Genomic DNA, 16,095 nt, shown 5'->3' on the forward strand with positions numbered 1-16,095 from the left:
TTATTTTGAAATCACTCGAGCAATTAACTGACTCTGTGTTTTACATTATGGCTGCACTCGCACAGCCTAAACATGGATACGCAGTCATGAGTCTTATTGAAGAGATGACTAAAGGAGCTTTTATTATTGGACCGGCAACACTTTATACAATTATTAAAAAGTTGTTAAATGAACAACTTATCATGTTGCATGATGAAACAGATTCACGCCGCAAAGTGTATGTATTAACAGATAAGGGGAGAAAAGTTCTCGCGGAAGATATAGAGCGACGAAAGATTATGATTACATTCGCGGAAACAGGGCTTCGAGGAGAGAGTTCACATTGAAAAAGTCGAAATATATATTATCAAATGGGCTTGCCTTTGCGGAAGAAAAGGACATGCAAATGCTACAACTAAAAGGTACGGAAGGCTGGCATTTAAAAGATTTTGCACTTGGTGGCTATAGACTAGAAAAAAGAGAGTGTGAAGAAGTCCAATATAGTATTGATTACCGTAAGCTTTTAGAAGATGACAAGCATGAATACTTCGAAGTATTTGCAAGCTCTGGATGGTCACATGTTTGTTCAAAAGGTGATATGCATATATTTAAAGCTATGCCTGGTACAATTCCGATTTATAGTGATGCGAATTCAACGATCGATAAATTGTCTAGATTAGCAAGACCAATATATTGTGTCACATTTTTCTTTTTAGTCACGACAATCATTTTGTGGGCGCTGATGACTATTACGGACGGTCCCATTCAGCAAATAAGTAAATGGATAGTCATTTTTTCTTTCGTTTTTTTAATTCCTTCACTGATGATGGTCTGCTCTATTTACTATAAAAAATGGAAGCAGAGGATAGAGGTATGAATTCGATTTTCACTCCTAAATGGCTCTCCCTATGTGCATTATTAATGATTTTAGTAGGTATCTCTTTTGATCGGACATACGACATGACGGTTATACTTTCCGGAATTGTGTTATCGTTATGGATTGCGATAACTGTTCATGAGTTAGGACATGTGTTGGCAGGGAAAGTTAGCGGCTTTGAATTTGTTTTCTTTATTTCAGGTCCATTTCAATGTTTAAGAACGGCAGATGGAATACGTTTGATGGAAAATAAAAACTGGCTGTATTTTGGAGGGGTTGCATGGATGACGCCCCCTCGACTAGAATTCAAGAAATTAGCTAAAAAAGAAGCTGTATTTGTAGCAGGGGGACCCACTGTTTCAATATTAATCGGCATACTGAGCTTGGCTGTCTATTATTTGTCAGATTTTATTCTTTTTTTGTATTTTGCCATTATGAATATAGTTATTTTTTTTGCAACAGCAATTCCTTTAAAAACGAGCATGAAGACAGATGGGTATATATTGTTAACACTTTTAAAGAATAATGAGGATACGACTAAGTTATTAGATGAACTTATATTAACGAAGGAATTGCTTAGTAGTAAGCAACCCACACAATGGGATGTAGAGTTAGTAAATTCTGCAAGACAAAAGAGGCCATCTGTTGAAAATTTGCAATATGCTATGCTTCTATATTATTACGAAGTTCAACAAAATGGTTTTCATCATGCCGTAAAAGTATTGCAATCATACAAATCGATACCTATTACAAAAGATAATAAGTTCCCAATGAGCTTTATTATAAGTATGTATCAAATCGAACTATTTCTAGAACGAGATGGTAATACACAAGCTATTCTTAAACAGCAGAAAAATCTTTCCGTTATCGAGCCAGTATCTTACTATAGGGGACAAGCAATGATTGCTTATTTAGAGAAAGACTTTGAGCATGCTTTGGCTAATTTAGAAAAGGTTTATACACTCGTTGATAAAAATGAATCATTATATGGATTTTTCATAGCGGAGAAAATCTTAACAAACCTAGTAAAAGAGAAGATAGTTAGGAAATAGAGTTGTCTTACATATACATAGAGCTAAGGTGTTACTTTTCTGAAAAATCTGTGTTATAGTCTATGAGACTACAAGTTTTGGAGGACAATACATGTTGCTTTACAATTGATCCATCCCTGATAGGCCTTATTGAATAAAAAAGTTGAATAAGGAGTGTTCAGGATGGAATGGGTAAAAAAATTTTACGATAAACAATTTCGATTATACAAAGAAGGCTTAACAGGTCCAAACGAAGAGCATGAGGAAATATTGGCGAAAATAGAGAATTTGGCATCTAAACCTTTCCAGTCCATTTTGGAGTTAGGGGCTGGAGGCGGAGAATTTGCCATAACAGCTGCGAAAAAAGGATATGATGTAACTGCAGTTGAGTTGGTATCCTCGCGCGTTGACTACATGAGAAAGCTGAAAAGCGAACATCATTTAATAGGTAATTTTGAAATCATAGAAGGAGACTTTTATGAGATTGAGCTTCCGAAATCCTTTGATGTTATTTGCTATATAGATGGATTTGGAATTGGTGAGGATCAAGATCAACGAAAATTATTAAAACGAATGAGCAAGTGGCTAAAACCAGATGGATGTATCTTAATAGATATATATACGCCTTGGTATTGGGCACATGTGGCAGGTCAAGAGATGAAGATCGGAAGTAAGCTGCGAAAATATGATTTCGATTTTATGGATTGTCGTATGTTAGATACATGGTTTGATGGAGAGGAAAAAGTCACTCAATCGCTAAGATGTTATTCTCCTCAAGATTTAAACATGTTATTAGAAGATACGGGTCTTACGCTACTCGATATAAAACCTGGCGGTGCAATGGATTACATGACTTGGAAGTATTATGCGTATGTGGACTTAGATAAAGCTATGTCATACATGGTGAAACTAGTGCCAGCTAACTAATAATTATTAAATTTAATGTGGTGTAAGTTGTTTTTGGTGAATTTTTAATCTCCAAGTGTTATACTACGTTTTAATAGATGAATAATCCTTCGGGGTCGGGTGAAATTCCCAATCGACGGTGATGCAGAAATTGCTAAGCCCGTGAGCCTTTTTAAGGCAGGATTTGGTGCGAATCCAAAGCCGACAGTATAGTCTGGATGGGAGAAGGATGTGCAAGTAAGCTTATTTCCTTATGGAGTGAAATACACTCTTAGAGGTTTATTTAGTGATGCTTTTAACATGAATTTCCTAAACCACCCCGTAGAGATACATCTATGGGGTTTTATTTTTATCATAAAATCCCCAAAATTTTATACAAGTGTATTCCTTCGGGGTCGGGTGAAATTCCCAATCGACGGTGATGAAGCAATTCTAAGCCCGTGAGCCTTTTTAAGGCAGGATTTGGTGCGAGTCCAAAGCCGACAGTATAGTCTGGATGGGAGAAGGATGTACGAGCAAGCTTATTTTCCTTATGGGGTAAAAAACACCCCTAAAAGGTTTATTTGTCGATGCGTAAAACATAATTTCCCAAAACCAACCCCTTAGAGCTGATCTTTGGGGTTTTCTTTTTGCACAAAATTTCTTGTAGAAAAGAGGTGTATCTATGTTCACGGGAATTGTAGAAGACTTGGGTAAGGTTAAGTCGATGAAAAGCGGTCCTAATAGTATGCAGCTAACATTAGAATCTAAAAAGATGGTAGAAGATATTCACTTAGGTGATAGTATCGCAGTAAATGGTGTATGTTTAACAGTCATTTCATTTTCGGGCAATCTATTTACAGTCGATGTCATGCCAGAAACGGTGAAGTCTACAAACATTCGTTCTTTGCAAACTGGACATGTCGTTAATCTGGAGCGTGCAATGCCTGCAAATGGCCGATTTGGCGGTCACTTTGTTTCAGGGCATGTGGACGGAACGGGTGTTATCCTTCGCAAAAGAAAAGTGGAGAATGCCGTATATGTGGACATCGGCATAAGTGAAGAATTGAGTAAATACTGCATGCTGAAAGGCTCAGTTGCAATCGATGGTATTAGTTTGACTATTTTCGATGTTCAGCTGAGACAGCTCACTGTATCGCTTATTCCTCTTACATTTAGCGAAACAATTTTAGGTATAAAGAAAGAGCGGGATGTCGTCAATATTGAAAATGATTTACTTGGCAAATATGTGATCAATCATTTAGAGCAAAAGAAAGTAAATTCGTCGGTAACGATGGATTTCTTAAGGCAAAATGGATTTTAAAATAGGCGATAGGCGGTGTTTTGAAAATGTTTCATTCAATTGAGGAAGCAATAGAAGATTTAAAAAAAGGGAAAATTATTATTGTTGTAGATGATGAAAGTCGTGAAAATGAAGGAGATTTCCTTGTATTGGCAGACTATGCGACACCAGAAAATATAAACTTTATGGCAACATATGGCCGTGGGCTGATTTGTACACCTATAACTCAGCAGTTAGCGGATCGTCTAGATTTAAATCCGATGGTAGAGAATAATACAGATAATCACCAAACGGCTTTTACTGTTAGTGTCGATTACAAAACAACTGACACTGGCATAAGTGCCTTTGAGCGTTCGGAAACAATTTTACAGTTGTTAAATACTAAATCGGTGAGTTCCGATTTCCGTCGTCCGGGGCATGTGTTTCCACTGATTGCAAAAGATAACGGGGTACTGGAGCGTCCAGGTCACACCGAGGCAGCAGTAGACTTTGCAAAACTTTGTGGTGTACAAGCCGCAGGAGTTATTTGTGAAATTATGAGTGCAGATGGTTCCATGGCAAGAGTTCCAGAATTACATACTATTGCAGAGATGCACGATTTGAAATTTGTGACGATAGAGGCGTTAGTGAACTATCGTTCTAAACAGGAATCGAGTAGTAAGGCGACGGTTTAATAAGAAAAAAATATAATTTAACTTAGGAGAGATGAAGAATGGGTAAAGTATTTGAAGCAACGTTAATCGGAACGGATTTAAAAATTGGGATAGTGGTAGGAAGATTTAATGAATTTATCAATGGAAAATTATTAGATGGTGCAATGGATGGTTTGAAACGTCACGGTGTATTGGAAGAAAATGTCGATGTTGCATGGGTACCAGGTGCATTTGAAGTACCTTTTATCGCTAAAAAAATGGCTGAAACGAAAAAATACGATGCTATTATCGGCTTAGGTTCTGTTATTCGAGGTTCTACTACTCACTATGATTACGTGTGTAATGAAACTGCGAAAGGCATAGCAAGTGTAGGATTATCAACTGGTGTTCCAGTGATGTTTGGTGTTGTTACGACGGAAACGATTGAACAGGCGATCGAACGTGCCGGTACTAAAGCTGGAAACAAAGGCTATGACGCTGCGGTATCTGCTATTGAAATGGCCAATTTGAATCGTTTATTCTAATTTAATAAGTTATAGATAAAGGCAGACTGTTACTAGTCTGTCTTTTTTTGAGCAAATAAGAGGTTGGGAAGAAGCAGGATAATATAAGATAAACGGCAGCTTTAACTAAAATACTATTAAAATAAACGAAAGTGTTGACAGCTAAAATGGTTACATGTTATATTTAGTTCGAATTAAAGATAAATTATTTAAAGATTATTATTTGAAGACATTTTGAGGAGTATGTTTTTTGGAAATGGCCACAGTAAATCGTATGCTGTTCCTGTTATCTTTCTTCAGCAAAACAGGTGTTAGATAGGAAACAAATGATTGAAATACATCAAAAAGTTAGGTAGAAGTGAAAAAAAATTAATGTATATCTCGAATTCGAGATTAATTAATTAATTGAAATAAAAGGAGGAAATAGAATGAATCATTTAAAAGGAATTCACCACGTCACAGCGATTACAAGTAGCGCAGAAAAGAATTATGAATTTTTCACTTACGTATTAGGAATGCGTCTAGTAAAGAAAACAGTCAATCAGGATGACATTCAGACGTATCACTTATTCTTTGCAGACGATAAAGGATCAGCTGGTACAGATATGACATTCTTCGATTTTCCAGGTATTCCTAAAGGAACACATGGTACGAATGAAATATATAAAACAGCTTTCCGCGTTCCAACAGATGCCGCACTGGATTACTGGGTAAAACGCTTTAATAAATACGAAGTAAAAAATTCCGGTATTAAAGAAGTATTCGGTAAGAAAACTATTTCATTTGTCGATTTCGATGATCAGCAATACATGTTAGTTTCAGATGAATTTAACGAGGGTATTGCATCTGGGACGCCTTGGCAAAATGGTCCAGTACCACTTGAATTTGCGATTACAGGTTTAGGGCCGATTTATATTCGTATTGCACAATTTGATTATTTTAAAGAGGTTTTGGAAAAAGTAATGTTGATGCGTGAAATAGCACAAGAAGGTTCTCTGCATTTATTTGAGGTCGGAGAAGGGGGAAATGGCGCCCAAGTAATTGTGGAACATAATACGACTTTCCCTGCAGGACGACAAGGCTATGGTACAGTACATCAAGCAGCCTTCCGCGTAGAAGATACAAAAGTACTGTATGAGTGGATTGACCATATGCAAGCAGCTGGTTTTAGTACTTCGGGATATGTGGATCGCTTCTTCTTTGAATCTTTATATGCACGTGTGGCACCCGGGATCCTTTTTGAATGGGCAACAGATGGTCCAGGATTTATGGGCGATGAACCTTACGAAACAGTGGGAGAAATTTTATCGTTACCACCATTCCTTGAAGGAAAACGCGAACAAATTGAAGCATCCGTACGACCGATTAATACAGTACATAGCACACTAAATATCCAAAAAGAGTACTTGTAAGGAGGTGAAATAGAAGAAATGGGATTTTTAAGTAAATTATTTGGAACACAACAACAACAACCTGAGGAGGAAAAAACAATGACAAAATCAAATATAGGTATTATTTTAGGTTCAACACGTGAAGGACGCGTAAGTCCACAAGTAGGAGCATGGGTAAAAGAATTAGCAGATAAACGCGGAGACGCTAACTACACAATTATTGATATTGCTGATTACAAATTACCACTTTTAGGTGAAGCAGGCGGCGACGCATCTGGTGCAGCAGCATGGTCAGAAATTATCGCAAAACAAGACGGATTTGTATTCATCGTTCAAGAATACAATCACTCAATCACAGGAGCACTTAAAAATGCACTAGATTACTTACGTGAAGAGTGGAACAACAAAGCAGCAGGTATCGTGTCTTACGGTTCTGTAGGTGGAGCTCGTGCAACAGAACATTTACGTGGTATTTTAAGTGAATTATTAGTAGCACACGTACGTGTACATCCTGCATTGTCATTATTTACAGACTTCGAAAACGGTACAGATTTCAAACCAGCTGCAGTTCAAGCAGATTCAGTAAACCAAATGTTAGACCAAGTGATTCCTTGGACAAATGCACTAAATACAGTTCGTAAATAAGTTTATTGTATGTAATTCTTTACAAATCACAAAATGTACATGAGTGCATGTACATTTTGTGATTTATATGAATAAATTTTGAGCAAAATGTTATCAAGTAGATTGAAGGTTTCGCTCAGAGTTTATGAGGATAACAGGTTCAAGAAAGGGGAGGAGTCAAGATGAATAAAATAGCAGGGCATCACCATATTTCGATGATTACCAAAAAAGGACAACAAAACAATCAGTTTTATCAAAATGTACTTGGACTTCGGAGAGTGAAAAAAACGGTCAATCAAGATGATCCAAGTATGTATCATCTATTCTATGGTGACTTAACAGGAAGTGCAGGAACAGAGCTGTCTTTTTTTGAAATGCCAATGGCAGGAAGGACAAAAAGAGGAACCAATGCTATTACGCGTATTGGTTTGCTCGTCCCTTCTTATGATAGCTTGCTATATTGGAAGAAAAGGTTTGAATTACTAGATGTGCAACATGGAGAGTTGACCATGTATGCAGGGCGTGAAGCCTTACATTTTGAAGATTGTGAGGGACTTCGACTGGTCCTTCTAAATAATAACGGTGACGCAGTGCCGGAATATTGGCAGTCTTGGGATGATTCAATTGTTTTAAGTGAGCATCGTATTCTTGGAATGGGTGCTGTGGAAATGACGGTACGATCACATAATTGTTTAGCAAGCACATTGGAAAACCTATTTGGGTATGAGCTTGCTTCCCGAAATGAAAGCGAAGCTATCTATCAGTCAATAAAAGGACAGGCTTTTGGTGAAATTGTTATTATAGAGCAAGGTGGCGCAAAAGAAAAACCTGGCAAAGGCAGTGTACATCATCTAGCTATCCGAGTAAAAGATAGTGAAGAGCTACATCAGTGGCAGCAGCGTATTCAAGACTTTGGTTTTGAGGTAATGAAAATTACTGACCGTTACTATTTCGAAAGCTTATATTTTAGAGAGAAAAACGGAATTTTGTTTGAGTTGGCAACAGACGGACCAGGATTCACAGTAGATTCTTCCATTGAATCCCTTGGTAAAAAGCTAGATTTACCGCCATTTCTTGAAGACAAACGTGCAGAAATAGAGGCAAAACTAGAACCCATTGAGTAATAAGTTTATTTGTTAGAGAAAATAATCGACGATTAGGTGATATTAGGTGATTACCGAAAGCCTAACGTTTAATTTATTGAAGTTAACCGACTATCTAAGGAGGAAATAATGATGAAAAAACAAACTGCGGGCATCCACCATATTACAGCAATTGTAGGGCATCCACAGGAAAATATCGATTTTTATGCAGGAATATTAGGTTTACGTTTAGTCAAACAAACAGTGAACTTCGATGATCCTGGCACATACCATTTATACTTTGGAGATGGTGGTGGAAAGCCAGGTACAATTATTACGTTTTTCCCTTGGGCAAATGCGTATCACGGACAAATTGGAGACGGTCAAGTAGGCGTCACAACGTATGCAGTACCAACAGGATCATTAAGTTTCTGGGTCAACCGTCTCGCTACATTTGCGATTCCATTTAAAAAGGCGGAGCGTTTTGGTGAGCAAGTGATTCAATTTGACGATCCACATGGCTTACATTTAGAGCTTGTTGAACGTGCAGAAGGGGAACAAAACAACTGGACATTTGGTGGAGTAACACCGGAAGTTGCGATTAAAGGATTTGGCGGTGCAACGCTTTACTCTACCAGACCAGAGGAAACTGCTAAAACCTTAACGGAGGTAATGGGGCTTGAATTGGTAGGTACGGAAGGTGATTATTCACGTTTCAAAGCTCCAGCAGATATCGGTAATATCATCGATTTAAAAATGGTAACAGGTGTAAGAGGCTCAATGGGTGTGGGTACTGTTCACCATATTGCATGGCGCGCCAAGGATGATGTAGATCATCTAGAGTGGCAGCAGTATGCGATGAGACATGGTCAACATGTAACCGAAGTGAAAGATCGCAATTATTTTAATGCACTGTACTTCCGTGAGTCAGGAGAAATACTATTTGAAATTGCAACAGACCCACCGGGATTTGCACATGATGAAACAATTGAATCAATGGGGACTCAGCTAATGTTACCTATTCAATACGAACAACACCGTGAGCAATTAGTTATTTCACTTATCCCAATTCAAGTGCGCCCAATCGATTAATACCTTGACTTAACTATTGATATCGATGTGAGATGAAAGATAAATATAAGCAATCAAGTCATAATGTGCTTAATAATTTTAACCTGCATTAGAAGCTTGAAAAAACAAAAAACTAATCAGTGATCACACCGATTAGTTTTTTGAAGTTTTTCATTGTTTTGTAGAACGGGGACAATAAATGAAATTTAATAAACAATCATTCATTGAGGAGAACGTTCTTGAACTTGTTTGGCCTATTTCTTTATAAATCGTCCAAAGTTGAATGACAATAAAAGGGAACCGAATCATCTATAGAGATTCGGGTCCTTTTTTAATTTCAGCAGTCAAAATTTGTTGTAAAATTATCCATATTTTTGCGTATATAACTAACTAGCTACACTAGCGGTCCGTCGAAATTATTCACTACGTATATTTATTCATTAGCTCTTGCCGCAGCGAGGTCTTTCTTTATGCAGAGTAAAAATGGATGTATAGATTAATTGTTCGGATGATAGACCCCAAATGGAAAAATGCTAAGAATGAAGTGGTAGCTACCAATGTAGAGAAATTATTCCATTAGTGCGTAAAATAAAAATCAGAAAATACTAAATATTCTATTTCCTTTTTAGAAATTGTGTGCTAGAATAACTTTATAATTGTATACAGTTATTTTAAAGGCGGTGAACTAGTTGAATGAAAGAGCAAAAGCCAGTCGAGTCTCTACGAAAGATATTGCACATAAAGCGTTGAGAGAAATGATCATCAAAGGTGAACTGGAACCGGGTCAACCAATTGCGGAGGAAGAGTTAGCCAAAGAGCTACAGATCAGTCGAACCCCTCTTAGAGAAGCCCTTCAGATCTTAGAACTAGAAGGATTGGTCAATCGCAGTTTAAACGGCCGAATAAATGTGGCGCCGATTTCGATCCAAGAAGTAAAAGAAATATTTGTTATCCGTAGCAACTTGGAAGGGATTGTCGTTGAAGATGCCATTGATAATATCACGCAAAAGGACATTGACCACTTAACCCATCTCATTAAATTACTCAAAATGGCGATAAGCCTGGAAGATTATGAGACAATCGATCGATTTGGTAAGCAATTCCATGAATACATTTACACGGTGAGTGGCAACAAGATGGCTGTCAAGTTCTTGTATCAGCTCAACAGCATGATCAACCGGTACAGGCGATTGGCACACAAAAGTATTGGCGATACAAAACAATCCGTAAAAGAACATAAGATGATCCTTCATTACATCATCCAAAAAGACAAAATCAATGCAGTAGAAGAAATGAAGAAACATATTTTAGGTTCGTTGAATCAAGCCATCAAGACGGTCGAAAAATACGAACATACCCAATTCTAACAAGAGAAAGATACAGATTGAAACAGATTGCGAACCATATGAGAGGAGGAAGAGTTCATGACATATGCAGTAATTGGCGGTGGAAATACAGGGCAGGCCATTGCAGGATATCTGAAATTGAACGGAGAAAGCGTGAAATTGTATACCCGTGATCCAGAGAAAGCTGAAAGAATTTCTACACAAGGGTTGGAAGTGAAAGGGATCTATTCGGGGCACGTCGATTTAAAGGCATCGACCACCATAGATCAGGTGATTGCAGAAGCCCAGTTTATCATTGTATCGACGACGGCAACAGGGCATGAGACGATTGTCAATCAAATTAAACCGTTCTTGCAACCCAATCAAACCATTATCTTTTTTCCAGGATACTGGGGTGCACTTGAATGTGAACGAATTCTGGGTATTAATTTGATTACAGAAAAGAACATTACAGTGGCCGAAACGAGTGCCATGCCTTTTGTTAGTTTGGCCGATCAAGCCGGTTCTGTTGCGATCTCTAAAATTAAATACAACGTACTAATTAGTACGTTGCGTAAAGAGAACCAGATTTCTCCATCTTTTATGGAAAGGTTTCCGCAATTGATTCCGGTAGAAAGTGTATTTGAGACTTCCTTAAATAATTCCAATGTGGTGATTCATCCTCCGATCACCCTGTTTAACGCGGCAAGGATTGACGCATCCGAGAGATTTCAGTTCTATCCTGACGGAGCATCTCCCTATTCCTGTAACTACGTAGAACAGATGGATAAAGAACGACTGGAAATAGCAAGTCGTCTACATGTCGATCTTAAAAGTATTTTGAGTATCTTGAATGAATTTTATGATTCCGATTATCCCACGTTATATGAAGCTTTGCCTGGCTTGTTCCCTACTGGATTAGGTCCTTCGACACTCGATTATAGGTATCTGACAGAAGACATTCCTTTTGGACTTGTTCCGATTTCAGAATTAGGGAAAATCTTAGGGGTGGCAACACCTTATACTGACTCCATCATCAGCACGGCATCTTTACTTATGAACAGCGACTATAGGCAAGTAGGGATTCGCTTTCAGGGGTTGACCGAGGAGAATCTACGGCGGATGTCCGTGGTAAAGCACATATAGGATTTGAAATAAAGCACTTGGGGAGGTAGAGATTATCTTACACGTTAAAAACTTGCATATTTCATACAACCAAAAAGAAGTGTTGAAAGGTATTAACCTATCGGTCGAAAAAGGCGAGGTTGTATCGTTTATTGGTCCGAGTGGAACAGGGAAAACCACCTTATTAAAATGCATCAATTACTTAGAAAAACCCCAACAGGGCGAAATTCAAATCGGGGATCTGCATCTCAATTATCAAAGTTTATCCAAGCAAGACATCCTAAAGCTTCGCAGGAAAACCGCCATGGTGTTCCAAATGTTTAACATTTTCAAACATAAGACGGTCATCCAAAATGTAATGGATGCTCAAATAGCCGTTCAGAAAAAGTCCAAAAACGAAGCGTATGCCATGAGTTTGAAACAATTAGAAAATGTAGGTCTTAAAGATAAAATAAATGAATATCCCTCTCGCTTATCGGGAGGACAATTACAAAGGGTCGGCATTGCACGTGGCTTGGCGCTTGAACCAGAGTTGATTTTGTTTGATGAACCTACTTCAGCTCTTGATCCCGAATTAGTAGAGGAGGTATTGAAAGTAATAGAAGATGTAGCAAAGTCCGGCATGACAACGCTACTTGTCACCCATGAAATGGACTTCGCCAAGCGGATTTCCGACAAAGTGGTCTTTATGGAAAATGGTCACATTGTGGAAGTGGGAACACCTGAACAAATCTTCGAGAAATCAGTGAATGTGAGAACAAGGCAGTTTTTGAAAAAGATCTATGCAGAACAAGACCAACAAAAATTAAACATTAAGGGTGGTTGATGGGAATGAAGAAAAAGTCAATTTTAGTAGCAGCTTCTGTACTGGGTTTATCTCTTCTTACTGCATGCAATTCCACTGACAACAAGTCACAAGCTGAGAGCACTGGAGATTCAGGCGTAAGAACAATCAAAGTGGCGACTGGCCACACGTCAAAACCATTGAGCTGGGTCGATGAGAACGACGAAGTGACGGGTTATGAGCCTGAGCTGATAAAAGAACTGGATAAAGTGCTTGAAGACTATGAATTTGAATTGTTCGGTGTGGAAGATTCAGCGGGTGAAACAGGAGTAGCTACTGGAAAGTACGACATGTTGGCAGGTGGTTTAGGATTCACGGAGGAACGTGCAGAGCAATATATCATTCCTTCAGAATCGAGTGGTCGTGCCCTGATCAAGATTTACGTGGCAGAAGATAGTGGAATTGAGGGCATTCAAGATTTGGTAGGGAAGAAAATTTCTCCTCTATCCCCAGCGGGTGCCACATATAAAACCGTTAAGGATTGGGAAGAAGAAAATCCTGAATTTAAGCTAGAGTATGATTTGGCTGATGTGGGAATTCCAATCGCAGATCGACTAAAAGAAGTGGCTACTGGCAAATATGATGCATTGTTCTATCCATCGAGTTACGGACAAATCGAAATCATTGAAGATCAAAAACTACCTGTTGTGGGATTGGACCCAGTCAAAATTATACCTACGTTCTTTATGATCCACAAATCAGAGGAAAATGAGGAACTGAAACAAGCCATCGATGAAGGTCTAAAAGAGTTGGCAGAAGCAGGCGTGCTTTCTGAGCTGTCTACTGAATTCTACGCAGAAGATGTGTTTCAATACGATTGAGGCTTTTACATGAACGTCTTGGTTCGATTCAGATAAGGCCATAGGGAATATCTGCGGAGCGACTAGAGCACATCCATATTCTCTCGTTTGGTTGAATCACTTGAGAATATGGATGTAGACTAAGACGAAAAACATTGACATGAGTCCGTCATGTACAGAAGAGATATTCATTAGAGAAGGGAGAAATGACGTTGGAAACGGGTATGCAAGAATTACTAATGGAGTTTCTTAAAACGCTTCCGATCAATATTATCATCATCATCTTGTCGGCTGCACTTGGGTTACTCTTTGCTGTGCTATTAACGTTTGTGCGACTAAAGAGAATTCCCGTCATTAGTCAATTAGCCGATTTGTATGTATCTTTTGCGCGAAGTGTTCCTGGACTGATTTTACTATTTATAGCTTACTTTGGAATTCCAAAAGTGTTACCTCTCATCGGTTTGGGCACATATGATATAAGCCCGATGCATGCTGCTATTATTTCCATGGGATTTTATCATTCTGGTTATATTTCTGAAGTGTTTCGACCCGCTTATCTCGCCGTTGAAAAAAGTCAACATGAAGCTGCAGATAGCTTGGGGTACACACCAATGCAAAAGTTTTTCCGAATTATTTTGCCCCAAATGGTCCCTGTTGCTCTCCCAGGATACGGAAATGCCTTGGTTTACTTGATTCATGATACGTCGCTGATCTTTGCCATTGGCATCGTGGATATTATGGGAACTGCAGAATTGTCTATCGCTCGATCATACGGTACTAATCAAATCCTAATTTACTTTATCATTGCCTTGATGTTTTCGGCTATGTGCTTCACAACGGACGGATTGGTTAGAAAACTGGAGAAGAGAGTGGCCATTCGATAAAAGATTTAACCACAATAAGCAGGGGGGATTAACATGTTTGATTTAGCGGCTTCATACGAAATGTTTTTAGGGATATTGGGTGTACTTCCTGAAACCTTACTCATAGCGATTACTATACTTGTACTATCCACCCTTCTAGGAGTGGTGTTGGCTCTGATACAACAATATAAAATCCCTGTGCTGGTTCAACTTACAAAGTTATTTAAACTGTTTTTACGAGGGACGCCTATGGTGGTGTTTTTATACTTAATGTATTATGCACTACCTGCCATTGGACAGTTCATCGTTACACTTCTAGGTATCGATTATAATATGAACAATATGTCGCCTCTGGTTATTTTAATTGTCACAGTTAGCCTCACGTTGTCTGCTTTTCAATCTGAGATCATCCGAGGCTCATTTTTAGCGGTAGATCCGGGGCAAATTGAGGCGGCACAATCCTTGGGCTATAGTTTTTCTCAAACGTTTACGAGAATTGTTGCCCCGCAAGCTTTTGTCCATGCTATCCCTGATTTCGCAAACTCTTTCACAGTGGCCATCAAAGCCACTTCACTTGGGTTTTTAATCACCGTGATTGATATCTTTGCACAAGCCAAAATCATGGCAGCGCAGAACTTTCGCTTTGTCGAGGCGTTTATGATGGTGGCACTCATTTACTGGGGAATCGGTATTTTAATCACTAAGTTCTCCGACCGCTATGAGAATGACGTGCGAATCAAATGAGCTCATGCCATCACACAAGCCCGATACATACACATCCGTCCTTGCAGCCGCATGGGCGTTTTTGTATGCTTCTCTAAGCAACAGGTACTCTTAATCTTGATTAATTTCCTACAAATTCTACACTCGTGACTACACTGTATACCAACTAAATATAACAAAGGTATAGACCACACAGATGACGAAAATCGAAGCGAAAGAGAGGAATGCGGGTTTCTTCGGTTTAGGTGAAACCACAGTAAAGATGATAGATACGAGTACTCCGGCAAGTAAAGTAAGAGCGTGAAAGACAAGCAGTTCTAGGAAAGACAGCGCTTTAGACATGAACTTAATGATTCCTGTCACCCATCGCACGAAGAGAGGTTGATGGACGACCTCTAATCTCTTACAGTGAACCTTTAATAGAGGGGGAAAATGAAGAAAATACATATTTTCGGTGCTTCTGGTTCAGGAACGTCCACACTAGGAGAATCATTAGCAAACGAATTGTTCTATACTCATCTTGATACAGATGAATATTTCTGATTAAATAAATTTATAGACATAAGAGGCATAGAAAATAGAAAGAAATTACTGAAAGAAGAATTATATAAGTATGAAAGGAAAGTACTGTCAGAAGCATTATGTGGTTGGGGTGACAGCTTTAAATCTTATTTTGATTTGGTAATCTTTTTATGGATTTCGCAAGATATCAGAATGGAGAGGTTGCAACAAAGAGAGTTTCAAAGATATGGCAATGAAATATTACCTGGTGGTATTAAACAGACAGAGTATGAGTAGTTCATGGAATGGGCTTCCTTATATGACCATTCAGGGATGGAAGATAGGAGTAAGACATTGCACGAAAGTTGGATAGCCGATTTAACCGTCCGGTATGGAGAATAGAAGGAGATTCTACAGTACAAGAGCGAGTAGAAATCACTTTAGAATATTTACGTTTAAAGAACAATAAACAAATTCCTACAGTTATGCTTGAACATTTTTAAATAAGGTGGTGT

The 16,095-nt window shown here is 38.5% G+C and carries 16 protein-coding genes, 2 pseudogenes and 2 riboswitches; all 18 genes and pseudogenes read left to right on the forward strand.

The genetic code is table 11. The annotated features are described in order from the left end of the window. Positions 1–5 precede the first annotated feature (5 nt). Positions 6–326, forward strand: coding sequence for a PadR family transcriptional regulator (locus OR571_RS17295; RefSeq protein WP_282244596.1), 321 nt, complete (start codon positions 6–8; stop codon positions 324–326). After that, positions 323–856 (forward strand): DUF2812 domain-containing protein, encoded by a 534-nt coding sequence (locus tag OR571_RS17300; protein ID WP_282244597.1) that lies wholly within the window; start codon positions 323–325, stop codon positions 854–856. Before OR571_RS17295 ends, OR571_RS17300 begins: the two co-directional genes overlap by 4 nt. After that, entirely contained in the window at positions 853–1,908 is a 1,056-nt protein-coding gene (locus OR571_RS17305; protein ID WP_282244599.1) for a M50 family metallopeptidase, read from the forward strand. The genes OR571_RS17300 and OR571_RS17305 overlap by 4 nt, the downstream gene beginning before the upstream one ends. A gap of 162 nt (positions 1,909–2,070) precedes the next feature. Next, complete coding sequence (locus OR571_RS17310; protein ID WP_282244600.1) at positions 2,071–2,814, forward strand: SAM-dependent methyltransferase; 744 nt, start codon at positions 2,071–2,073, stop codon at positions 2,812–2,814. 81 nt (positions 2,815–2,895) lie between these two features. Continuing rightward, positions 2,896–3,027: riboswitch (FMN riboswitch) on the forward strand. A 147-nt stretch (positions 3,028–3,174) separates the two neighbouring features. Next, positions 3,175–3,305, forward strand: a riboswitch (FMN riboswitch). A 152-nt stretch (positions 3,306–3,457) separates the two neighbouring features. After that, positions 3,458–4,096 carry a riboflavin synthase gene (gene ribE / locus OR571_RS17315; RefSeq protein WP_282244602.1) on the forward strand — a complete coding sequence of 213 codons (639 nt, stop codon included), beginning with the start codon at positions 3,458–3,460 and terminating at the stop codon, positions 4,094–4,096. 26 nt (positions 4,097–4,122) lie between these two features. After that, positions 4,123–4,713, forward strand: a pseudogene (gene ribB, locus OR571_RS17320) (3,4-dihydroxy-2-butanone-4-phosphate synthase); the annotation flags it as partial. A gap of 74 nt (positions 4,714–4,787) precedes the next feature. Further along, positions 4,788–5,252, forward strand: coding sequence for a 6,7-dimethyl-8-ribityllumazine synthase (gene ribH, locus OR571_RS17325; RefSeq protein WP_282244604.1), 465 nt, complete (start codon positions 4,788–4,790; stop codon positions 5,250–5,252). A gap of 407 nt (positions 5,253–5,659) precedes the next feature. Continuing rightward, positions 5,660–6,643, forward strand: a complete 984-nt coding sequence (locus OR571_RS17330) for a ring-cleaving dioxygenase (protein WP_282244606.1) — start codon at positions 5,660–5,662, stop codon at positions 6,641–6,643. 18 nt (positions 6,644–6,661) lie between these two features. Further along, positions 6,662–7,267 (forward strand): NADPH-dependent FMN reductase, encoded by a 606-nt coding sequence (locus OR571_RS17335; protein WP_282244607.1) that lies wholly within the window; start codon positions 6,662–6,664, stop codon positions 7,265–7,267. Between the two features lie 161 nt (positions 7,268–7,428). Further along, on the forward strand, positions 7,429–8,370 hold the full coding sequence (locus OR571_RS17340) for a ring-cleaving dioxygenase (protein WP_282244609.1): 942 nt from the start codon (positions 7,429–7,431) through the stop codon (positions 8,368–8,370). 111 nt (positions 8,371–8,481) lie between these two features. Continuing rightward, positions 8,482–9,420, forward strand: coding sequence for a ring-cleaving dioxygenase (locus OR571_RS17345; protein WP_282244610.1), 939 nt, complete (start codon positions 8,482–8,484; stop codon positions 9,418–9,420). 668 nt (positions 9,421–10,088) lie between these two features. Further along, the gene (locus OR571_RS17350) at positions 10,089–10,766 is read left to right on the forward strand and encodes a GntR family transcriptional regulator (protein WP_282244611.1); all 678 of its coding nucleotides are present in this window, start codon (positions 10,089–10,091) and stop codon (positions 10,764–10,766) included. Between the two features lie 57 nt (positions 10,767–10,823). Next, positions 10,824–11,870: an NAD/NADP-dependent octopine/nopaline dehydrogenase family protein gene (locus OR571_RS17355; RefSeq protein ID WP_282244612.1), complete on the forward strand. Its 1,047-nt coding sequence runs from the start codon at positions 10,824–10,826 to the stop codon at positions 11,868–11,870. 34 nt (positions 11,871–11,904) lie between these two features. After that, positions 11,905–12,675 (forward strand): amino acid ABC transporter ATP-binding protein, encoded by a 771-nt coding sequence (locus OR571_RS17360; protein ID WP_282246271.1) that lies wholly within the window; start codon positions 11,905–11,907, stop codon positions 12,673–12,675. A 5-nt stretch (positions 12,676–12,680) separates the two neighbouring features. Next, on the forward strand, positions 12,681–13,514 hold the full coding sequence (locus OR571_RS17365) for a transporter substrate-binding domain-containing protein (RefSeq protein WP_282244613.1): 834 nt from the start codon (positions 12,681–12,683) through the stop codon (positions 13,512–13,514). A gap of 185 nt (positions 13,515–13,699) precedes the next feature. Then, positions 13,700–14,377 carry an amino acid ABC transporter permease gene (locus OR571_RS17370; protein WP_282244614.1) on the forward strand — a complete coding sequence of 226 codons (678 nt, stop codon included), beginning with the start codon at positions 13,700–13,702 and terminating at the stop codon, positions 14,375–14,377. A 33-nt stretch (positions 14,378–14,410) separates the two neighbouring features. Then, complete coding sequence (locus tag OR571_RS17375) at positions 14,411–15,100, forward strand: amino acid ABC transporter permease (RefSeq protein WP_282244615.1); 690 nt, start codon at positions 14,411–14,413, stop codon at positions 15,098–15,100. A gap of 411 nt (positions 15,101–15,511) precedes the next feature. Further along, positions 15,512–16,083 (forward strand): annotated as a pseudogene (locus OR571_RS17380) (P-loop NTPase family protein). Positions 16,084–16,095: the final 12 nt, after the last annotated feature.

This window comes from Psychrobacillus sp. NEAU-3TGS, assembly GCF_029955155.1.
In the GTDB taxonomy this organism is placed as follows: domain Bacteria; phylum Bacillota; class Bacilli; order Bacillales_A; family Planococcaceae; genus Psychrobacillus.